The 22,352-nt window shown below is 32.0% G+C and carries 25 protein-coding genes; 2 read left to right on the top strand and 23 right to left on the bottom strand.

The window, feature by feature from the left end; all coding sequences use genetic code 11:
• Positions 1-432 precede the first annotated feature (432 nt).
• From ACFWM3_RS16190 to ACFWM3_RS16115, 16 genes are all read right to left on the bottom strand, one after another.
• Positions 433-1,668: a sensor histidine kinase gene (locus ACFWM3_RS16190; RefSeq protein WP_390312089.1), complete on the bottom strand. Its 1,236-nt coding sequence runs from the start codon at positions 1,666-1,668 to the stop codon at positions 433-435.
• An 8-nt stretch (positions 1,669-1,676) separates the two neighbouring features.
• On the bottom strand, positions 1,677-2,348 hold the full coding sequence (locus ACFWM3_RS16185) for a response regulator transcription factor (protein ID WP_390312088.1): 672 nt from the start codon (positions 2,346-2,348) through the stop codon (positions 1,677-1,679).
• Positions 2,349-2,645: 297 nt separating this feature from the next.
• Positions 2,646-3,317 (bottom strand): ABC transporter ATP-binding protein, encoded by a 672-nt coding sequence (locus ACFWM3_RS16180; protein ID WP_390312128.1) that lies wholly within the window; start codon positions 3,315-3,317, stop codon positions 2,646-2,648.
• Between the two features lie 141 nt (positions 3,318-3,458).
• Positions 3,459-3,737: a hypothetical protein gene (locus ACFWM3_RS16175; protein WP_390312087.1), complete on the bottom strand. Its 279-nt coding sequence runs from the start codon at positions 3,735-3,737 to the stop codon at positions 3,459-3,461.
• 172 nt (positions 3,738-3,909) lie between these two features.
• Entirely contained in the window at positions 3,910-5,238 is a 1,329-nt protein-coding gene (locus tag ACFWM3_RS16170; RefSeq protein WP_056471394.1) for an LLM class flavin-dependent oxidoreductase, read from the bottom strand.
• Between the two features lie 14 nt (positions 5,239-5,252).
• A complete protein-coding gene (locus ACFWM3_RS16165; protein ID WP_390312086.1) occupies positions 5,253-5,786 on the bottom strand; it encodes a GNAT family N-acetyltransferase in 534 nt (177 codons plus the stop codon).
• 15 nt (positions 5,787-5,801) lie between these two features.
• Positions 5,802-6,275 (bottom strand): DinB family protein, encoded by a 474-nt coding sequence (locus ACFWM3_RS16160; RefSeq protein WP_056471400.1) that lies wholly within the window; start codon positions 6,273-6,275, stop codon positions 5,802-5,804.
• Positions 6,276-6,285: 10 nt separating this feature from the next.
• On the bottom strand, positions 6,286-7,452 hold the full coding sequence (locus tag ACFWM3_RS16155; RefSeq protein ID WP_390312085.1) for an amidohydrolase: 1,167 nt from the start codon (positions 7,450-7,452) through the stop codon (positions 6,286-6,288).
• Between the two features lie 25 nt (positions 7,453-7,477).
• Complete coding sequence (locus ACFWM3_RS16150; RefSeq protein ID WP_390312084.1) at positions 7,478-8,488, bottom strand: LLM class flavin-dependent oxidoreductase; 1,011 nt, start codon at positions 8,486-8,488, stop codon at positions 7,478-7,480.
• A gap of 18 nt (positions 8,489-8,506) precedes the next feature.
• On the bottom strand, positions 8,507-9,259 hold the full coding sequence (locus tag ACFWM3_RS16145) for an amino acid ABC transporter ATP-binding protein (protein WP_056471409.1): 753 nt from the start codon (positions 9,257-9,259) through the stop codon (positions 8,507-8,509).
• A complete protein-coding gene (locus tag ACFWM3_RS16140) occupies positions 9,256-9,966 on the bottom strand; it encodes an amino acid ABC transporter permease (RefSeq protein WP_390312083.1) in 711 nt (236 codons plus the stop codon). Before ACFWM3_RS16140 ends, ACFWM3_RS16145 begins: the two co-directional genes overlap by 4 nt.
• The gene (locus ACFWM3_RS16135; RefSeq protein WP_056471415.1) at positions 9,963-10,745 is read right to left on the bottom strand and encodes an amino acid ABC transporter permease; all 783 of its coding nucleotides are present in this window, start codon (positions 10,743-10,745) and stop codon (positions 9,963-9,965) included. Before ACFWM3_RS16135 ends, ACFWM3_RS16140 begins: the two co-directional genes overlap by 4 nt.
• A 25-nt stretch (positions 10,746-10,770) precedes the next feature.
• Positions 10,771-11,586, bottom strand: coding sequence for a transporter substrate-binding domain-containing protein (locus ACFWM3_RS16130; RefSeq protein WP_390312082.1), 816 nt, complete (start codon positions 11,584-11,586; stop codon positions 10,771-10,773).
• A gap of 29 nt (positions 11,587-11,615) precedes the next feature.
• Positions 11,616-12,161 carry an NADPH-dependent FMN reductase gene (gene ssuE / locus ACFWM3_RS16125; RefSeq protein ID WP_390312081.1) on the bottom strand — a complete coding sequence of 182 codons (546 nt, stop codon included), beginning with the start codon at positions 12,159-12,161 and terminating at the stop codon, positions 11,616-11,618.
• Between the two features lie 250 nt (positions 12,162-12,411).
• The gene (locus tag ACFWM3_RS16120) at positions 12,412-13,350 is read right to left on the bottom strand and encodes a LysR family transcriptional regulator (protein ID WP_390312080.1); all 939 of its coding nucleotides are present in this window, start codon (positions 13,348-13,350) and stop codon (positions 12,412-12,414) included.
• Between the two features lie 348 nt (positions 13,351-13,698).
• A complete protein-coding gene (locus ACFWM3_RS16115) occupies positions 13,699-14,073 on the bottom strand; it encodes a hypothetical protein (RefSeq protein ID WP_056471423.1) in 375 nt (124 codons plus the stop codon).
• 531 nt (positions 14,074-14,604) lie between these two features.
• Between ACFWM3_RS16115 and ACFWM3_RS16110 the strand changes: the two genes are divergently transcribed.
• Both ACFWM3_RS16110 and ACFWM3_RS16105 read left to right on the top strand, forming a co-directional pair.
• Positions 14,605-15,855: an MFS transporter gene (locus tag ACFWM3_RS16110; protein ID WP_390312079.1), complete on the top strand. Its 1,251-nt coding sequence runs from the start codon at positions 14,605-14,607 to the stop codon at positions 15,853-15,855.
• A 455-nt stretch (positions 15,856-16,310) separates the two neighbouring features.
• Positions 16,311-17,183: a hypothetical protein gene (locus ACFWM3_RS16105; protein ID WP_390312078.1), complete on the top strand. Its 873-nt coding sequence runs from the start codon at positions 16,311-16,313 to the stop codon at positions 17,181-17,183.
• A gap of 71 nt (positions 17,184-17,254) precedes the next feature.
• Here ACFWM3_RS16105 and ACFWM3_RS16100 read toward each other — a convergent pair whose 3' ends face one another.
• From ACFWM3_RS16100 to ACFWM3_RS16070, 7 genes are read right to left on the bottom strand one after another with little or no spacing between them, the layout of a single operon-like run.
• Positions 17,255-18,343 (bottom strand): DNA alkylation repair protein, encoded by a 1,089-nt coding sequence (locus ACFWM3_RS16100; RefSeq protein ID WP_390312077.1) that lies wholly within the window; start codon positions 18,341-18,343, stop codon positions 17,255-17,257.
• A gap of 31 nt (positions 18,344-18,374) precedes the next feature.
• The gene (locus ACFWM3_RS16095) at positions 18,375-19,145 is read right to left on the bottom strand and encodes a hypothetical protein (protein WP_390312076.1); all 771 of its coding nucleotides are present in this window, start codon (positions 19,143-19,145) and stop codon (positions 18,375-18,377) included.
• A complete protein-coding gene (locus ACFWM3_RS16090) occupies positions 19,126-19,623 on the bottom strand; it encodes an ECF transporter S component (protein ID WP_056471438.1) in 498 nt (165 codons plus the stop codon). Before ACFWM3_RS16090 ends, ACFWM3_RS16095 begins: the two co-directional genes overlap by 20 nt.
• A complete protein-coding gene (locus ACFWM3_RS16085) occupies positions 19,620-20,237 on the bottom strand; it encodes a histidine phosphatase family protein (protein WP_390312075.1) in 618 nt (205 codons plus the stop codon). Before ACFWM3_RS16085 ends, ACFWM3_RS16090 begins: the two co-directional genes overlap by 4 nt.
• Positions 20,234-20,974, bottom strand: a complete 741-nt coding sequence (cobS, locus tag ACFWM3_RS16080) for an adenosylcobinamide-GDP ribazoletransferase (RefSeq protein ID WP_390312074.1) — start codon at positions 20,972-20,974, stop codon at positions 20,234-20,236. The genes ACFWM3_RS16085 and cobS overlap by 4 nt, the downstream gene beginning before the upstream one ends.
• Before the next feature lie 10 nt (positions 20,975-20,984).
• Entirely contained in the window at positions 20,985-21,551 is a 567-nt protein-coding gene (gene cobU, locus ACFWM3_RS16075) for a bifunctional adenosylcobinamide kinase/adenosylcobinamide-phosphate guanylyltransferase (protein WP_390312073.1), read from the bottom strand.
• 44 nt (positions 21,552-21,595) lie between these two features.
• Positions 21,596-22,315, bottom strand: coding sequence for a hypothetical protein (locus ACFWM3_RS16070; protein ID WP_056471449.1), 720 nt, complete (start codon positions 22,313-22,315; stop codon positions 21,596-21,598).
• Positions 22,316-22,352 lie beyond the last annotated feature (37 nt).

The raw sequence follows: 22,352 nt of genomic DNA, 5'->3' as shown, positions 1-22,352 counted from the left end.
GACTTAGTATCTATTTAAAGATGAATGTTGATTTCCACTCTCTAATGTCAGAAAAACAGGAACTAAATCAAAGAATTAATATATGTGCTTTTTGCAAACACAATTTGTTAAAACATGGTTTACCCATATAAGACACAACTAATTATATAAAATACTCTATAATACTACATTTAATCTTTTAAATACATATTCTATTCAATAATCAATGATTCCTTTCATACCAAAAGTACTTAACTGGAAAACCTTCATTTATTCTTCCATAAAAAAAATCTACTTAGTTCAGTAGATTTTCTCACTTAATTAAAATTCTTCATTAATTTCTAATTTATTGTAGTTTATCGTTATTTCTTAGGAAATAATGTCGGAAATATACTTTATTTTCTTGGGGAAATCACCAAATTACTTTCTTAATTAAATACGCTGTCTTGGAATTTAGCTGTGTTTTAAAGAGGACATAATTGGTAAAGATACTTCAAAACTTGTACCTTCTCCTTTTATACTTTGAACTTTAATTTTCCCGCCGTGTTCTTCAACAATCCATTTTGCAATTGATAATCCCAGTCCAATTCCATTTTTGGATGTACGCGAAACATCTTCCTGGAAGAAACGGTCAAATATTCGAGGAAGGTTCTCTTCTTTTATACCCACTCCACTATCAATCACCTTGATAAGAAAATTATTTTTTACTTGTTCACAACTAATTTGAATCGTATCATTTTCGTTTGTAAATTTCATTGCATTATCGATTAAAATCACAAGTAATTGATGAATTCTTTCTTGATCACCAAAATAAAAATACGTATCTTTAATAGACAAAAATATTTCTTTACTTTGAAATGAAATGATTTCAGTGAAGTGTGAAACAACTTCTTCTAACAATTCATTTAAAGAGAATATTTTTTTATTTAATTGTATTTGTCCTGAATCCGATCTAGCTAAGGTTAATAAGCTTGCTACTAGTTTGGAAAGGCGCCTATTCTCTTTTAACATAATTGAAAAGTCCTGCGCCTTTTCTTCGATTGTTGCGCCTGGCTCTCTAAGCAATAATTCTAAACGTGATTGAATGACAGTTAAAGGCGTTCGAATTTCATGAGAAGCATCTGATACGAACTCTTGTTGTTTTTGCCAAGCGTTTGTAATTGGTACGAGTGCACGTCCAGCCAAAATATAACCTGCTACAACTGATAATGCACTTCCCAAAACCCAACCAACAATTAGTATGATTAATAATGTATCAACTACATCCTTTTCTGAGTCGATATTACGTAATATTTGTAGCGTAATTTTCCCTCGATTTGTCTCACCTTGAATTGAGATCGTTCGATAATTCATATCACCGATTTTATCATTATATATTTCGTTTATTTTTGTAGGATATTTAAGTTCATCTTGTAAAATGATTGCATTCATACCTGGCATGGGATTTACTAATTTTTTATTTTCATCCCACATGATCATTAAAACACGTGGATCTCGATTGGAAATTGGTAAACGATTTGGATTATCACTATTTTGTATACGATTAATATTCCATAAAAGTGATTGATCAACTTCTTTATATAAACGATTATTTGTATATGAATAGATAATTAAAGAAAAGATTCCAATTATTAAGATAAATACTACTGAATTTATGATCGTTAATCGAATTTTGGTTTTCTTAAACATCTCTTCACCTAGTCATCTTTCATAATATATCCGATTCCTCTGACGGTCTTTATCATACTACCATAATTAAATGGTTCTAGCTTTTTTCGGAGTTGATGTACGTATACTTCTACGATTGCAACAGTAGTATCAGAATCAAATCCCCATATTCTATCAAAAATTTGTTCTTTCATTAAAATCTTGCCTTGATTTTGTATAAAGTATTCTAGTAGTTCATATTGTTTGATTGTTAAATGAATCGATTCATTATTTATTTCAACAGGATGCTCTTTTCCTTTTAAAATGATTCCTTGATACTTCAATGAACTATCAATTGTTAATTTACCACTTCTTCTAAGTAATGCATAGATTCTTGCGAGTAACTCCGGTCCTTGAAATGGTTTTACTAAATAATCATCTGCCCCTAAGTTTAATCCTTCAACACGATCTTCTAGTGAATCTTTGGCAGTTAGAAATAGAACTGGAGTATGTACCCCTTCTTTTCTCAAGTCTTTAATAATTTCAAAACCATTTTTCTCAGGCAGCATCACATCTAGTACAATCACATCATATATGTTTTGCATCGCTAAGAAAAAACCTTCTTCTCCTTCTAACGCTTTATCTACTGTAAAATCATTTGATAATAATTCAACAATTGAATTTAAAACTTCTATATGATCTTCTACAACTAATAATCTCACTTTTTATGCCTCCATAGACTAAAAAAGAAGCGTTCCTTTTATAGCAACGCTCCCCTTTATTTATTCAAATCGTCATGCTTGAATTGGTATCATATTTGAAGCTGAGCCAGGTAAAAAGAATGCAATAGTTGTACTTAAATTCATTAAATACAGTTTTGCTACCCTCTCACCTAATCCCACACCTATCATACCACCAAATGAACTAAGTACGACTGATTAAAAAATTGCATTTTATATCTATTTCAAGTAATAACAACATTTGCTTCTAACTATACTCTTTATTAACATTTTAATTAATTAAGCCATTCTAAGCTTACAAAAACTTTCCTCACTCAGGCAACCGTCACCTATTCTAATGACCCTTGATGCTTCTTTCGCGATGTTATTGTCGTGAGTAATCAAAATAATAGTATGACCTTCTTTATGAAGTCTTTTCAATAAATCTAAAATTTCTCGTCCTGTTTTTTGATCTAATGCACCAGTCGGTTCATCGGCTAATAGTAGATCTGGTCTTCTGGCTAAAGCTCTCGCAATCGCAACCCTTTGTTGCTGACCTCCCGATAGTTGACTTGGAAGATGATGAATACGTTCGTCTAAACCTACTTCTTTTAATACTTCCATTGCCATTGTTCTTCTTTCATTTTGCGGGAGGCCTCGATAACTAAGAGGTAACTCGACATTCTCCAATGCACTTAATTTTGACAATAGATTAAAGTTTTGAAAAATAAACCCTATTTTCCGATTTCTAATTAACGCTAGTTCTCGATTATTCATATCTTCAATCGCCTGGCCATCAAATAAATAGCTTCCAGAGTCTGGTTGATCCAAGCATCCAATCATATTCATAAATGTTGATTTACCTGAACCAGATGGGCCAACAATTGCTACAAAATCACCTTTTTTAATATTGATTGAAACATTATTTAGCACATGCAATGTTTCCCCACCAAATTCATAAAAATGGTTCATATTTGATATTTGGATCAAATCTTCTGTCGTCGTCACTGATCGCCACCACCATTGCTGTTACAATTTTCATTAAGAATCCTCTTTCACCACCGCCTGGAGAATTACGTCGCCTCCAAATCAGTAACAGTTCAACCGTTTTCCTTAATTGCTGCTACCTGATGAACCTGGTTGTTGATTGAAATAACCGCCGCCACCATTTTGTGGGAAGCCTCCTCCATTTTGGAAGTTTCTCATCATTTCCGTTCGATTATTATTTTTATAACTCAAATAGCCAACTCCAATTAATGTAAAAATGCCAATTACTAAATTGATAACTAATAAAATAGAAATTACTTTAGGCGAAAACGCACCCGTAGTTGAACGATTCTTCAAATTCGTTTTTTGGGTTTTTTCTATTAAATTTGATTCTAAATCTTCCATCATTAATCCCACCCCTTCATACTGATTAATTGCATTATGTAATAGAATCCTTAATTTTTACTTAACAACTAATTAATTTTGACTTTTTTAGAGTAAAAATCTGCTAGCAATATGAAATGAAGATCAAAAAAAAAACCACCTGTCTAGGATGGTTTTTGAATAAATTTAAAGATTAGTTTTTAACTAGATTAGTAATATAACGATTTTCAGGAATTGGTAATCCTAAGTTTCCTCTCAAAGTAGACGATTCATATTCTGTACGATAGATTTCTCTTTCTTGTAATAATGGAATGACTTGCTCCGTAAAATCTTTTAATGCACTTGGAATTGCAGAATAAATCATTAAACCGTCAGCTGCTTCCTGTTCATACCACTCTTGAATAAGATTAGCAATTTTTTCTGGCGTGCCAATAAATGCACTTCTAGGAGTAGCAGCTTGTAATGCTACCTGTCTAAGTGTTAAACCTTTTTCTTTCGCTTCTTTCTTTATTTTATCTGTATTACTTCTAAAACTATTTTTCCCTAAATCACCAAGATCAGGGAAAGGTTCATCTAAAGGATATTGAGAAAAGTCATGATGCTCAAAGAAACGACCTAAATAATCCAATGCATTTTCAATACTTGTTAAATTAACAAGATCCAAATATTTTTGTTCTGCTTCTTCTTCGGTTTGACCAACTATTGGAGCAATGCCAGGAAATATAACAATATCATCTTTTGATCTGCCGTATGCTACTGCACGATCCTTTACATCTTTATAAAATTGCTTAGCTTCTTCTATATTATCATGACCAGTAAACACTGCGTCAGCTGCTTTTGCAGCTAATTCCTTACCGCTTTCTGAAGATCCAGCTTGAAAAACAACTGGTTGACCTTGTTTAGATCGCCCGATATTAAGAGGACCTTCTACTTGGAAATACTTCCCTTCATAATTTAATCTGTGTAACTTTTTCGGATCAAAAAACACACCTGAAGCTTTATCTCGAATAAATGCATCATCTTCCCAAGAATCCCATAGACCTCTAGTTATTTCTAAATGCTCTTCTGCAATTTTATATCGATCATCATGTGATGGGTGACCATTTCTACTATAGTTTTTAGCAGAACCTTCAAGTGGAGAAGTAACTAAATTCCATCCTGCGCGCCCATTACTTATATGATCTATTGACATGAATTGTCTTGCTACAGTAAATGGTTCACTATAGGTAGTTGAAAGAGTACCAACTAGGCCTATATTCTTTGTTACTCCTGCTAATGCCGATAAGATGGTAATTGGTTCAAAGCGATTTAAAAAATGTGGAATTGACTTTTCTGTTATATATAATCCATCTGCAATAAAAACTAAATCAAATTTTCCATTCTCAGCAATTTTCACTTGCTCTTGGTAATAGGAAAAATTAACACTTGCGTCTGTTTGAACCTCTGGATGACGCCAGCCAGACATACTGCCTCCTACTCCATGCACTAGTGCCCCAAGCTTTAGTTTTTTTCTTTCTGTCATTTTTTTCCCCTCCATTAATTTAATAAAATCGCAGTATCTTTAATATTTAGTTCATAGCTTTTAACAAGTATATTTCCATTCATAAACTCATATTGTTTAGCCCGTTGAAACCCTATTTTTTCATATAAACTAATAGCAGATTTCATCATATCTGAAGTGTGAAGAACAACTCGGTCCGATCCCCACTCTATTGAAAGATTGCAGCTTGCTTTTATTAATTCTGTCGCAATCCCTAATCCTCTTGCTTTAGGGGAAACACCTATTAATCGAATAATAGGATAATTAATCTCTAACTCAGTTAATCCATATGCTTTTTCGGCAGAGTCATAGATAAAACATGCGCCTAATAGAACATTATCGACAATCGCAACAAGCTTTGTCTTAGTGTTGCTGTTCTCAGTTGCATCAATAATACTATTTTTATAGTTTTCCCATTGTTCTTTTGAAAGAATAGCAGCATATTGTTCATACGCATCGATTAACACTTTTTTTATTTTATCGATCTCATCTGGTTTAGACTCTCTAATAATTAAGCGGTTTGAAGACATAGTCTACCTCCTAAATTAAACTAAGCTGTATTCATACAAAATACGTTGTATTTGTTTTAAATGAAGATGAACATGTGAAATAAAAGATTTAATTATGTCTTCAACTGTAACGATTGCATTTTGAGGGTTAATTCCGCTTTTCTTCCAATCATCACTTGTTAGTCTTTTAAGCAATTGACTATTGTAATATAAAATAATGCGATATGTTTCTAGTACGTCTGCAATATTTCCATCGTTTGCATATTGCCCTGCAATCCATTTATCTTGATTAAAAGCAGGTAATTGAACACTTGATCCAGCTAAAACTTCCCTTAGTCGAAAGTTCACTACAAATGCATGATCTAATAAATGAGTTAACACTTCTACAATACTCCACGATCTTTCATTTTTCTTCCAATGCAGTTTCTCTTTTGGAAGATTGAAAGTTTTTTGCGACAGTAAATCATAAAGTTGATTAAATTCACTTAATTCAATTGATAAAGTACTCATCTATTTCCTCCTATATTTTGACTACACTTTTTGAAAGTTCATTCAGTATCGTGATAGAAAAATCTGTAAAAAATCGAATACTTAGCGTGATTGCTTTCTCATCTAGATCAAATTTAGGATGATGCCACTCATATTTTCCTGAAGTTCCAAAAAATACGAATAAACCTGGAATCTCTTCTAAATAAAAGGAAAAATCTTCACTTGCTGCAGATACAGACGGTTCAATTACACGTAAGTATTGTTTAGTTGCTACATCTCTTGCAATTCCGGCTAATTTTTCATCATTAACAACAGGAGGTGGACCAGGATTCCAAATTGTATGAACATCCGTTCTAAAAGCATCACCAACAGACTTACTTATTTCATTTAATCGATTTTGAATTGTCTCTCTGACTTCCTTCTTAAAAGTACGAACCGTTCCACTAAAAACCGCTTTGTCAGCGATCACATTCGATGCTTTCCCACTATTGAATTTTGTTACACTTACAACTCCATTTTCAAGTGGACTAATATTACGGCTCACAATCGATTGAAGTGACGTAACAATATGTGATGCAGTAAGGATTGAATCAAGCCCTGCTTCCGGTACCGCTGCATGGCTCGATTTCCCATTTATTTCAACAGTAAATCCGTCAGCAGCTGCCATTAAAGGACCTGATTTTATCCCAATGGTTCCAACTGTTAAATCAGGTTTATTATGCATACCAACAATCACTTTTGTATCTTTTAGTACATTTGTTTTAATAATTTCTAATGCACCTTTACCAATTTCTTCTGCGGGTTGAAAAATGATTTGTATTTTCCCCGGTAACTCATTTTCTATTTGCTTTAATAAAATAGCTGTACCTAAAATTGCAACTGTATGAAGATCATGTCCACAAGCGTGCATCTTATTTGGATTTTTTGATGAAAAAGGTAATCCTGTTTCCTCCTGAATTGGAAGTGCATCAATGTCTGCCCTAATTGCGATGGTAGGACCTTTTCGATCATCACCGATTTCTGCAACAAGGCCTGTTTTTAAAGGCAAAGACAGGATCCGTATGTTATACTCTGTTAAAAGTTGAACAAGTGTGGCTGTTGTTTCATATTCTTCAAACGCTAACTCTGGAATTGAATGCAAACTCCTTCTTATTTGAATTAGCTTTTCAAGTAGCGCTTCAGATAGTTCAAATTGCATGGTTTTCAACTCCTAAACTGTTAAGTCAAACCGTTATTTCTGTAAAAGCTTCTTTAATTAATTGCAGCGAACGAACTCTCCGTTCAAAATCTGGAATTAATGATGTGAAAATAAATTCATCAATACCGTATTCTTTTTGATATTCAAAAACTCTTTTTTGAAAAGTTTCTTTTGTTCCCTTAAGAACGTCTGCCTCTTTAACTTCTGTAGTATAGGTTTGGGCAGCTTGTTTTGCGTAAATTTTTGCTTGCTCAAGCGTGCCGACATTTACAATTTGCCCATTCCCTAATGTAACTCGCACAGTTTGTAATTGATCGGATAATTTTAGTGCTTCCTCTTCGGTTTCAGTCACAATCGTAGACAAGGCTAAAATAAACTTTGGTTTTCGACCACTTTGATGATTAAAGGAATTATTATAAGCCTCGATCGCTTCTTTTGCTGCCACTGGGTCATTATTTATGAATAATGCAAATGCATATGGATAGCCCTTTTTAGCTGCAAATTTTGCACTTGATACACTCGTTCCTAATAAAAATAGCGGAACTCTAATCTGTGGTAATGGTGAAGCTTGTAAAGAATCAAACGAACTTACTTCTGATGCATCCTGATATAAAAAATTTTCTAGTTCATCAATTTTCTCTTCAAGAGATTGAGGTTCTTTCAAGTTTTTTTGGAGCTCTTGGCTAGATTTTGGAAATCCGCCCGGTGCTCTTCCTATGCCAAGCTCTACTCTATTTGGTGACAAATTAGCTAATACATTGAAGTTTTCTGCTACTTTATACGGACTATAATGCTGTAACATTACCCCACCTGAACCAACAGAAATCCGTTCAGTTTTAGCAAGAATATGTGAAACAAGCACTTCTGGAGATGACCCAGCAATTCCTTGTGAATTGTGGTGCTCTGATACCCAAAATCGATTAAATCCTAATCTTTCAGCTTCTTTTGCTAGATTTATAGTGTTTATAAGTACTTCATTTGCAGTTTGACCAGGAAAAATAATACTTTGATCTAAGAATCCATATTTAAGTCCCATATTCTTTCCTCCATTTTTTTAAATATAGTACATGTCTTCCTCTGAAAATCGTTTTAAAAACTGAATTGTTCTTTCTTCTTTAGGTGATTGAAAGATAGCCTTTGGATTCCCTTCTTCAACAATTATGCCGCCGTCCATAAACACAACATGATTAGCAACATCCCTAGCAAATGCCATTTCATGTGTGACGATAATCATTGTAATTCCTTCCTTTGCTATTTTTCGTATAATCGCTAGTACTTCACCTACTAATTCAGGGTCTAAAGCAGAGGTTGGTTCGTCGAATAAAATGACCTCTGGATTTAAAGCAAGCGCACGAGCAATTCCTACTCTTTGCTGCTGTCCGCCGGATAACTGTAGAGGGTAAGAATCTAACTTGTTTCCTAAGCCTACTTTCTCAAGTAATTCAGCGCTTTTTTTGTATGCTGCTTCCTTAGACCATTTTTTAGCTACTATTAATCCTTCCATTACATTTTCAACAACTGTTTTATTTTTAAATAAATTAAATTGTTGAAATACCATAGCTGTTTTTTGGCGCAATGAAAGAATTTCGGTCTTTGAAGCTTGACTAAAATCTACTTTAAAATCGTCTATTGTAATTTTTCCTTTATTCGGTTTCTCTAAATAATTTATACAACGAAGTAAAGTTGTTTTTCCTGATCCACTAGGACCTAGAATTGCGACGACTTCTCCTTTATTAACTGTTAAATCTATACCTTTTAACACATGATTTTTTCCAAAGGACTTTGTTACATTCGTTAAAGTAATCATTTCACTCCCCCTCGACTAAAGACGCTAAATCTCTTCTCTAATAAACTTGTCATTCTTTCAATGACTAATGTAATTCCCCAGAAAATTAGTGCAGCTGCAATATATGCCTCAAAAAACTTCCAATTTGTAGAAGCTACAATTTGTGCCTTTGCGTTTATATCTACAACAGAAACAATAAAGGCCAAAGTTGATCCATGCAGCATTCCAATAAATGTATTTGATAAATTTGGTAAACTTACAGCGAAGGCTTGTGGAAATACAATTCTTTTTAGTGCTTGTGTTGTTGTCATACCAACTGAATAAGCAGCTTCAATTTGTCCTCGATCGATATTGGTAATTCCAGCTCTAACCACTTCAGATAAATACGCACCTGCTGTAATAGAAAAGGAAATAATTGCAAAAGCTGTCATAGGAATTGATGATGAATTAAAAGCAAAATGATAATGTTTAGCAAGTGAATCTAATAGCATTGAGATTGAATAATAAATAATTAACAAGTGTGTAATCATCGGCGTTCCTCGAATAATCGTAACGTAACTAGATGCTGCCTGACTCAATATTGGAACCTTATAAATACGAACAATAGCCGTAAAAGTTCCTATCACAAACCCAATAAGTACTGACAAAATAGTTATAAAAAGTGTAGTTGGAATTGCAGGTAGTATTTGTATAAATGCCTCCCAAATAAATGAGAAATCTAGTTTCATAATCTCGTACCTTCTTTCACAACAACGACATCGCGATTCATTTTTCCAAATAAGTTACGGATTTTAAAAGTTTTTTCTTTCTTTTCAACACTTGTTCTTTCATATTTTCCAAACCGGTTTTCTAATAAGATAAATCCTTTTTCAAGAAAGACACTTAAAATAAAATAAACGAGAGCAAGTGCAAGATAGGATTCAATAAAATGACGATTTAGTAAACCTAATGTTTGTGATTGCCCTGTTAACTCCATTACCCCTAGAGTAAATGCTAATGATGTATCTTTTAGTGTTCCTATTAATAAGTTTCCTAAAATTGGGATCCATATAGCGAATGCTTGTGGTGCTATGATTCTCTTAAAGGCCTGATATCCATCCATTCCAACAGAATAAGCCGCTTCAATTTGCCCTCTATCTACAGCACTAACTGATGCACGAATACCTTCTGAAATAAAGGCTGCACTGTGTAATCCGTATGTTAAAATGACAAAATATAAAACATCAATTCTACTAACATCTACTTCTACTAGCTTTAATAGCTCAGGTACGCCATAATAAATTAAAAATAATTGAATTAAAATTGGAGTTCCTCTAAAAAACGAAACATATATTTGCGAGATTCTTTGAAAAATTGGTACCTTATACATTCTAGGTAAGGCTATAAGTAAGCCAACACCTAACCCTACTAAAATAGAACTCCCTACAATGATTAACGAAATCTTTATAAAAGGTAGTAATTTAATAAAATATTCGAAGATTAATCCAGCTTTAAAATCAGCACCCATTCCTTCTCACCCTTTGGTTTTAGCTTTAATTTTCTGTAAAATCAGCACCTAACCACTTTTTGCTTAAGTTAGCAAGTGTTCCGTCAGCTTTTATTTTTAATAGTGCTTCGTCAATTGCGCCTGCTAATTTTTGATCTTTTGCATCATTTTTTCTAAAGGCAAATAATACATCAGCCTCAGTCAATGCTGTCCCTACTGTTTTCAACTCACCTTTTGGGTCAATCAAAGATAAGGTAAAATCTGCAGCAACTGTAGCATCTACACGGCCTGAAGTAATTTGCTGTACAGTATCATTTGCTCCACCATTCTGATAAACAATTTTAATTGCGTTATTATGCTCTTTATTATAATTTTCAAGAATTTGTGCTTCTGCACTTGTAGCGGATGTTAATACCTTTTTGCCTTTTAAGTCGTCAATTGATTGAATTGAATTATTACCTTTTGCAACAACGATTTTATTTTTCCAATGCGCATAAGCTTCTTTGTTAAATAAATACTTCTCTTCCCTCTCTGGATTTTTTTCAATTTCATGAGCAACAAAATCTATTTTCTTAGTTTCTAGACTTAACAATAAGCTCGAAAATTCATATGTTTTTAAATCAAACTTGTATTCTGGCAATCTTTTATCAATTTCTTTTACAAGTTCAACATCAAAGCCAGTTAGATTTCCATCCTTATCGATAAAGCACACATTTGGAAATTGTGTACCAGTACCTACAACAATTCTTTGAACTTTTGAACTAGTAGCTGTTGCTGCCTCTTTATCTTTATTTTTTAAAGCAAATGTAATAATTAAAACTACGACTGCCAAGGATACAAGTGTAATCACAAACTTTTTCATTCTCAATTCCTCATTTCTGAATAATTTTTTTAGGGTCTTACTGCTAGCCAAATTAACTCTTCTGATAATTCTCCAGTTGCTTTATTTAATCTCTCTGTTAATTCATTAGATAATGAAAAATGATTTTGATAATCTCTTATTACCCAATCATCAATTGCATAAACACCAGTAACAAAATGATTTCCCCCAAGAACAGAGAGAACTGGTTTTAATGCATATTCTAAACTGAGTAAATGGGCAATTGTTCCACCGATGAAGATAGGAAGGACAACTTTATTTTTCAAGCCATTCTGAGGAATTAAGTCTAAAAATATTTTTAATAAACCTGAATAGGAGGCCTTATAGACTGGTCCTGCAATAACAACACCGATCGAATTCTCAATTTTATTAAGGGCTTCTTTAATTTCTTCATTATTAAAATCGCTCTTAATTAAAGCTTCCGTTGGCAAATCCCCAATATTTACTTGGCATACTTTAATACCTTCATTAGTCCACTTTTCTTTTACAAATTGGAGTATGCCATTCAATCTTGAGTTTGGTGATGAGCTAGCAGAGATAATGACAATATCCTTCAACGTGTTCCCCTCCTTTTTAAAAACCAATATTCCTTATAGGTTAACTAGGAATTAATTGTTATAAACTTTATCACTGACAGAATATTTAGTCAACGTAATTTCCAATAGAACTTTTCTATCGTTTTATTAAATATTTGAATTAGCTTTATTGTTCCCTTAAGCACGATCTAGTTGATTGTCAATTGAGGATACCCCCAATTCTTATATTTCTTTATATTTTTTTGCTTGATATAAAAGAAAAAAGAGTTGGCTATTTCACCAACTCTTTGCTTAATTCAACTATTTCATTCATTAATTCTGTATATTCTCCACGATTACAGAAAATATTTGTTTGAAGAAAAATTCCCTTTGTTTCTTCAATATGTATTGGAAATAATATTCCTTCTTTAACTTCTTTTTTCACACTAATACTAGGCAAGAAAGCAATTCCAAATTGTTCTATAATAAGTTTTTTTGCCATCTCCGAACTATCAGTATGAATCCTTATATTTGGAGGGGCTTCTAGATTTTCAAATAAACGATGAATTCTAAGCCAGTCTAATGAACCGCATTCAAAGAAAATAAGATTTTCCTGAGCGATATCTTGAATTGTGATCGATTTTTTTGAAATAAACGGATGATCTTTATAAACATAAAGCGTAATTGGATCTTCGAATAATTTAATTGATTGTAGGCTAGGGTGACTAGTTTTCCGAACAAAACATATATCAATTTCATTATTTAATACTTTATTAATTAATTCATCACTCTTTCCTGTAATAACTTTATAATGTAAATCTTCATTACTTACCGAAAGTTTTGGCAGAATTTCTGAAATAACATAGTTTGAAACCGAAACAGTGCACCCAATTTTCAATTCATTATTGTGGGATTTTTTTTGATTAATGTGCATCTTCCCTTTTTCGTATATATGAACTAATTGTTGAGCATACGGTAAGAAGCGCTTACCCTCTTCTGTGATATTAACTTGTTTACCGGAACGGTGAAAAAGCTGACAATTTAATTCTCTTTCTAACGATTGAATTCTAGCTGTAACAGTTGGTTGTGACAGAAAAAGTGATTCTGCAGCTTTGTTAAAGCTACCAAAATGAATTACATGGATAAACGCTTCTATATTTTCAATATTAATTTCTTTCACATCCTTAAATAACAGTTTAGTTATATACAATAAATATTCATTTTTATTCAATTTGGGATTCTATCTTACTACTCATTTTTTAAAATATTATCATTAAGAAAGTCTATTAGAAAATATTTTTTTTATTTTAATCTTTACATATACTTTGAAGCTTCATAAAAACCTTTTTTATATACTACATTCTGAATATTTTAAGTTGATTTTTCATTTTTCTAAAATAAAAGGTTATTGTACAAAATTATATATAACTATTCAAGATGATTAAAAGAAAACCCAAGTTCTTATATAGAACTCAGGCTATTAGTCGATAAATTAGTTTTTTAAAAAAATAAACGTATAAACATAATAAGTACAAAAATAGTGGAACTCTAATTCATTAATTATTATTAAATAAAAAGGTTACGATAATTTAACTTTTCGAACTACTTGTATCTTGACGTGTTTAGGTATATCACCTTTAATCGTCACTTCTCCATTTGATAGAGCAATTTTTGCTCCCCATCCATTTTTAAATTTTTTAATTTTTACTCGAAGTAATCTTATTTCCACCTGACCTAATCCAGATTTGTTTTTTACTTCTAATTCTGGTGTTTTTGCATTACCGATATTATGTAGAAGTAGTTTTACTCTAATTAGAGGTTCTTCATCGCTTTTTACGATTACATATGCGTTTCCTTGTTCATCCTCTTTAAATTGATCGTAGGTTACTGAAAAGCCTTTCGTACTTAAGTAAATTTCTCCATCATCATTTACTTTGTAAACTGGTGAAAACATATGTCTCTTCTCCTTGCCGTATATTGTTCATATGTAAATAAAGAAAACTTGTCGACTGGCCAGCCTTTAAAGGGAAGTCAGAAACGGTGCACTTATACTTTATTCCTAGAATTGGCTACTACGTCGACTACTCATCATCGCTGCCAACTTATACTTTCTTAAAGTGCAATAAAAAATTGACGATGAAATAAATAAATTATTTTTACGTCAATTCTAATATTAGTATGGCTTAACTATTAAAAAATGTTCTTTCCAATATTTAATATGTTTAAAATATGATTCTTATTACATCAGACAGATTATTTTAGTTTATTAAAAATTAATGTAAAATGCAATTTTTAAACTCTGAAATAAATAACTAATTTTTGGAAATTCCCACTCTTAATAAAGCCATTATTTTACATTAAAACTTAGTTCTAAAACATAGAATTTAATGAATAAATATGCTATTGTTCTAATGAATTATTTAAAAATTTAAAATCGAATATTTTATCAAAATTATGAGATTAAAAAAGGGAGAAGGAACGTCAGTTGATTTACAGTAAACAAGATTTGCTACACAATGAATCCCAGAGCATTAAAAATGGAGCTGCATCTACAATCGCAATCAGTTTATCAAATAACTATTTTATATTGTTTTCTATTGCAATTTTAGGTGCTACCAATTATCAAGTTGGTTTAATTTCTTCCTTACCTTCAATTGTCGGAATGGCCGCAATGCTCCCAGCTGCTTTTATGGTTAATAAGTTAGAAGAAAAAAGAAAATTCACTGCTTACTCCATTTTCTTTACGCGTTTCTTTCTATTAATAATGGTTTTTCTTCCATTTATTAAATCAGAGCATATCGCATGGTTTTTTGTTATTTTAATTGCATTAATGAATTTTCCAGGTACATTTCTAAATTTAAGCTGGCAAGCATTCATTGGTGATTTAATCCCAGCAGACCGTCGAAATACATTTTTTGGAAACCGAAATAGAATACTAACCTTTACGGGAATGATTGTAACGCTTGTAGCAGGAATATGTATGAAATCCATTAGCTCAAAAAGTGCGCTTCCCTATCAAATACTTTTTTTATTTGCATTTATATTTGGAATGATTGAGTTTTTTTATATATTGAAACATAAAGAGGAAAAACAAAAAATTGAGATTTCTAATCACTATTCTCCTTTTTCAAAACATCTTTTTCAGTATAAACCCTATATCACATTTTTAGTTTGTGCACTGTTTTTTAATTTCGCGTGGCAAATGGCTTGGTCTTTATTTTCGATTTATCAAATAAGATTTGCTCATGCAACTGCTTTTTGGATTAGTTTATTTACTGTAAGCAACCAACTTTCACAAATCGTTAGCTTTCGTTGGTGGGCAAAAATGGCAAATCGTTATAGTAATACTCAATTACTAATTTGGATTTCGATTGGAATGGCCTCTGCACCTATTTTAAATATTTTATCAACAAATTATGTATACTTATTTATCGTAAACTTTACATCAGGATTTTTTGTATCTGGTACTGTTTTAATATTATTTAATAGCTTACTAGAGGCTACTGAAGAAGAACATCGCACATCCTATATTGCTAATTATAATTTCTTACTTTCAATTGTTGCCTTCATCGCTCCACAATTTGGTGTTTTTTTACTTGAATCATTCAGTATGAATATTGCGATGATTATCTCAACGATATTCAGAGGATTGGCGGGCGTATTATTTGGCGTGATGGCCTATAAAATGTCTCATTCAAAACAATTAGATTATAAGCAAAATAAGATATCTCTTTAGATAAATTTAAAGGAGTACTAAATATTGAACTCCTTTATTTATGTTTCAAAACTAATTTAATCGTTTTTACATTATAATGCCCTTGATATGTAACAGCTCTCATTATTACTCCTCCTAATGTAGGTCATTTTCATATCGTTACCTTAAGGACTATAAATATGTAATTATTAATAAATTACGTATGAATAATGAACTTTAATTAGAGTCTTTAAAAGGCTCGTTTTTTATTGTTTTAGTCAATTTACCAGACAGTCTGAAGCATTGATTTTACTCAATGCTCTTTTTATAGGCAACAGACTGACTATAAAATCATACTTTAATTAATGTGATAATTATTTAATTGACCCTATTAAATGTTACTGTTGTTTTTTAGTAAAATTAACTATTCTAGAACATTCAAATCCAAATTAATTTGATACTATTAAAATTAGTACGATTTAGGAAAGGATACTGATATGACTATCGATTATCGTTTTTATGAGAGTCCAACAGATCTTGATTTGCAGTATGATTTTTGGAATAAGATGACAGAATCTCTACCATATGCTTGGAAACCAACTTTATCTCCAAAATTATTTGAACACCAATCTGAATTTAATGAAAAATCTAGATGCTTTGCTTTTGACGGAGATCAGCTTGTTGGTTATATGAGTTTCTCTGGTAAAGGTGAATTTGTTTCATTAGGTTATCCATGGGTATTGCCAGAATATGAGGATACTGTGCGAGATGAATTATTTGAAAGAGTTTATCAATTTGCTGTTAGTAAGGAATATGGTGGGAAATTACTTGCACAGCGATTTAGAGGACAGTGGTCAAAACAAATAGACTATTTCTTATCGAAAGGCTTCAACATTACTAGTCGTTCTCAATTAGTTGGTGCGCATTATCCACTACTTATGAAAACACTCCAAAGTATTCCTGGATTTTCGTATGAAATAAAAGATCAATTTCAATTTAATGTTTGGAAAGATTTAAAAATGAAGCAACAAATTCTCACTAACGAGCAAATTGTCATGATGAATGAGTACTACGGATCAATTGAATTCGACTATGCAGTTGAATGTAAGCTAGAAAATCAAGTCATTGCCTATTTTGGTATGACAATACGACCAGATACTGTGTATTCAGAAATTTTAGCTGTTGCTTATACTGAAGCAGCTATACCTTATTTTTATGATATAATGTCGATAATTCATAATGAAAACATCAATCGAAAAGTTACAGCAGTTACAATCACTAAGTCACAAATTCCTAAAAGTGTTTTACAAGAAAAACTTGGCTTTACTCCTTTAACAGAAGATGTGATGATGCACAAGAGACAGGGATAAGTGGAAGAAAAGATTGGAAAGCTGGATTTTAGAAAATATAAAGAGATTCCAAAAAAATTGGAATCTCTTTTTTATTTTACCGTAAAGTCATAAGTTCCACTTTCGACTCCATTTATTAGTAGTGTGATGCTATGCTGACCTGGATAGTGTTTTCTTGTTGATAAGTTTTTGAATGAGTGTGTTTTGTTGTAAGATAATGTTTTGTCATTTTCAATTGTGTTTTCGGATATTTTAAAGATTTTTCTTGTACGGTTCCCTTTTGACTTTACGTAATCAATTGCGAATTCGATTCTAAGTTTGGTGGTAGTCGGTTCGTTACTATGAATCGCAAATGAAAAGTTTAAGTCTCCTCCAATTTCAATTTTGTCTGATTGTAATTGGAATTGGTCTATATGAATTGCTTTTGTCGTTTCGAATCCAAAAATCGTTAAAGCTTCTATATTACCTTTTTTTAATAGCGTTCTACATGCGTGCTTTATAATCCAATTGGTATGGGAATTTTTACCGTACCATTCTTTCGCAATCTTTAATACTAAAGTTGGGTGATCTTTTGAAATATCGTTTAAATTATTTGCTACACTTTTGCGTACATACAATGACTCGTCTTCCTTTAAGTTTTCTAGAATAGGAAGAATTGGAGTTGGATCTTTTTTTAGACTTTTTAGAACCATTCCCCAAGGTAACTTTGGGCGGCACCCTTCACTTGCTAGTCTTCTTACATGTTCATTTGGATGAGTAGACCATTTTAGCATTTGCGCCATCATTCGTTCTTGGTCTTGTACAATGAACGGTCTAACAGCAAATTCTGATGTTGAGTGCTGTGTGAATAGTTCTAGGGATTCTATTGATTTTTCCCAATGATCTAGACCATACACTTCAACAAAATCAGGAAAAATAATACTACTTAATTGGCCCTTTGGAAATTTATCTAATATACTACTTAAAATCTCTATTGATTTTTCATATTTGTTTGGAAGTGTCTCTCCTAAACAAATCGTAATATGTCTCATTCTTTCCTTTAATGTTTTTTCTTCCCAGCTTTCATTGAATACTTTATCTATAAAATTTTCACGATTAAAATCTGTATAAACGATATGGATTTCGTTTGCTATTTTTGAAATTAAATCGTGGTTATATACATTTTTCAAAGCATCTGCCATTGTAAATCTCCAATCATTTTATTTCAAACTATTAAAAAATCTCACCTAGTAAAGTGATTGGCTGCGAGATTTGCTTTTTTAATCCGTCAATCGCATCCTTTTTAATAATTGCTAAAGCACATGTCGCTGGTCCTGCCGATTTATGTAATGGAATACTAGATTGATTCAATAATTTTATATCGATATGATTCGTCTCCATCAACTGATTCAATTCATATTGAACTCCTTTTGAACCGATTGGTAATAGATCTGAGACATCTTCGCTTTTTGTTAATTGCTTTAATGAGTTAAAATTAATGATCTCGTTTTTATTTTCATTTAAATCCTCTAATACTTCATTTCCTACTTTTGGATAACCAATTAATATTACAAGATCCCCTGAAATGATTTCTTTCCTTTTATACGGATTATAAATTTCTCCCATTAGAGTAATTCCTAAACCTGTTTGTTTTGTTGGGATATTTTCTTCTGTACTTCCAGTAATATTTATTTCTAAGTTGTCTTCATAAAAATTAGCTTCATTATATTCTTTAATCGCTTTTTCAATCCCGTTTATTATTCGCTTCCCTCTACCGTTCATTTCTACACATAAAGTATTAATTAATACAGTTGGCTTAGCGCGAAATGCCAATGTTTCAACTAAACATAATTTCGCCGTTAAATAACCTACAATTTCTTCATCAACCTTTATGAAATCAAGCTCACTCATCCCAATTCCACCGCAGCTATCACAAGCAATTGTAAAATAACGATCCTTATCTATATGCATTAAAGTTAAGTCCCTATAATTTGAAATTTGCACGTCTCATCACCTTTTGAAGTATAAATGCTAAAACAATATTTGCCGCTGAAGCCAATGTCAATGGTACAACCATTAAGATAAAAAAACTACTAACAGTCTTAACTGTAAAGGAGTGATTCAAATAAGCAATTAATAGACCACTTAATAAAGTTGCCACTGGACCATTTAAAATAATTGCCACTATCATGGCTATGTATTGATTCATTTTTTTAAATAATACGCCAAAAATCCAAACAATCACAAGCATTTGAACAGCAATAAATAGATGCACTGGTACTGTAAATGGAAAACCTGAAGTAATTGCTGTAAGAAGATGACCTAGTGCCCCTACAATTCCTCCTGCAATTGGAGAAATCAACATAGCTGCCAGAAAAGCCGGCAATGAATCAAATGCAATAGAATAGAATATTTTTATATTAGACAGTACTGCACTTAATGCAATAAATAATGAAAGTAAAACAATTTTTTTCGTGTTCAAGTTTCCCCATCCTCTTTATTTAGTTGATTGATATTTTTCAAAAATCCAAAACCATCGTTATACTCAATTTCAATAATACATCCGTTGCTCGTATAAAATTTCCAGAAATGACTTAAATCTAAATTAAGTAAATTTAGGAGTAGTAGCTTCATAATTCCCCCATGTGATACTACTATTACATCTTCGTTTTTCAATCTAATGTCATGACAAAATGTATTAACTCTTTCTGCACACTGCTTTAAGCTTTCCCCATTTGGAATTTGAAAATGAATCAAATCTTCATTCCACTTTTCTATAACTTCAGGCACTTCATTTAAAAGATCAGTATATGTTTTCCCTTCAAACAGCCCAAAATTTGTCTCCTGTAACCTACGATCAACTATTTTTGATTCTCCTATTAATTCTCCAATCGCATCACTTAATAAAGTACATCTACGAAGTGGACTAGAATACAAAAAATAGTGTGAAGTAGGCTCAATCATTTTTGTAAACTTGGAAATCACACCACGTATTTGACTCAAGCCTTTTTCTGTTAAATCAAAATCAGTCATTCCTGCATAAACCTTTTGTCTATTTCCAATGCTTTCTGTATGTCTAATTAAAAATATTCTCATACTAATCTCTCACCTATCACGGCAAAAATTAAAAAGCATAATTGGGAAACTTCAATCGTAAATCCAATTACATCCCCTGTAATACCATCTAGTTTTTGATTGATTCTTTTCGTAATAAACGTAATAAAAATAAACGTGACACATACTGCAAGAATAATTGCTATTTCATTCATTAAAATACTGCTTACACAAATGAGTAACACATATACAATTAGAACAAATAATGAATTAGATTTTTTAGCTTCAATTATAAATTGACTTCCAAATCCTTCATTTCTAGCATATGTACTTATTCTGCATGTAAATAGGGCAATGCATCTTCCAATAATCGGAAATAAAAAAATAGCAAATGTTGTACTCTTTGATAAAAATAACCAATCTCCTAAAAATAAAACAATTAAGGAAATTACCCCAAATGCACCAATCCGACTATCTTTCATAATTTCTAGTATTCTTTCTTTTGAACGATGACTAAAAATGCCATCTGATGTGTCAGCTACTCCATCAAAATGTAATCCACCCGTTAAGAATAAATAGACTAGTAGAATAAAAAATGCATTAGTCTCTTTGTCCAAAATAAATGAAATTCCACTATTCAAACTAACAAGTATTAAACCAAATAACACCCCTACTAATGGAACCAATCTAATTCCTTTCCCTAGTTCGGATTCAATAAACTCGTAGTTTTTAACCGGGACGGTTGAAAAAAAACTGAGGATCATTTTAAATCGATTCATATCGGTACTCCTACTTTATTCTTAATGGTAAACCAGCTGTAACGAGTATAACTTCTTCTGCTCTTAAAGCAATTTTTTGATTTATACGCCCAGCAATATCTCTAAAAATCCTTCCTAGTCGATAAGATGGAACAAGTCCATAACCTACCTCATTCGATACAATTATCAATGTTTTACCATGCTGATCACATACGTCTATCAACTCGTTCACTTCATGTTCTATATCTACTTCTAGTTTATTTATTTGTTCATTATTCATCGTCTCAAAATCAACATCAGTATAAGAATCAAACATTAAATTTGTAATCATAACTGTTATGCAATCTAAAATGACAAACTTGGATTGTATAAATTCTTCTTCCATTTTTAATTGATTAAATTGTTTATATCGCTCAACAGTATGCCAATCAATCGGACGATCATCTTGATGTCTTTTAATTCTTTCATTCATATCTCCGTCAAATGGTATGGCAGTAGCAATATAGACTACATCATTTGAATTTGTTTGTAATTCTTTTATTCTTTTTTCTGCGTAAGAACTCTTTCCACTACGCGCTCCACCAATTACAAGAATCAACTTCTTCACCTCTTCCCAAAAAAATAGGGATTATTTTAATTCTTTTAACCTAACTCGCCGATTACAAATAAACCTACTAACAATACAATCGTTAATAAAACTGACCCAAGTATTTTCTTTAAATTAGGTCTTGGTCCGTCCTTTAATACGCTTATACCCATCGGTAAAAGTGCTATACAAAGCGCCGATGTAGCCACAATTGAAAATGAGGTTGTACCTTTTAAGACGCCAAGTGGCAGCGAACTCATAAGTCCTAACATTATAGAGCGAATTAACCCTAGTACTCTAGCTCGATATGAACCGATGGCTAAAATAATCCAACCAAACATAATTAATGGGGATAGGCTATGGAATATATGAAACGCTCCATAAGATTGCGCCATAACTTTTGTTGCGGTCTCCACACCTAGAATTCGAACCAACTGAAAAGCTAGATGATCGACTCCTGCATGAAAAGTACGAGCAAAAAGACCAAATATCGCAAAACTTCCACCCCATAATGCCCAATTTGGCTTCTTTATACTGATTAATTTACAAAGTGATATAACTGCTGGCCACAATAAGACATTCCCCGCAATAAAAAAACTATAAGATAAAAATAGTAAAGTTGGGTAAGTCTTATATGCTTCAAGCTGATCTGGGAAGAAGAAATGAAATCTACTTCTTAAAATGACACCTGTAAGCATAAAAATTGGACCTAAAATTAAGGAGATCCCACCTAGCCATCGCCCAGGAAACCAATTATCTTTTACTCCTTCAGTCATAACTTTTCTCCTTTTATTCAGTCCATTTCTATCATAA

Source organism: Gottfriedia sp. NPDC058432 (genome assembly GCF_042721555.1).
GTDB lineage: Bacteria > Bacillota > Bacilli > Bacillales > Bacillaceae_G > Gottfriedia.
The sequence above is the reverse complement of the archived record's forward strand: the minus strand, read 5'-3'. Positions and strand labels throughout refer to the sequence as shown.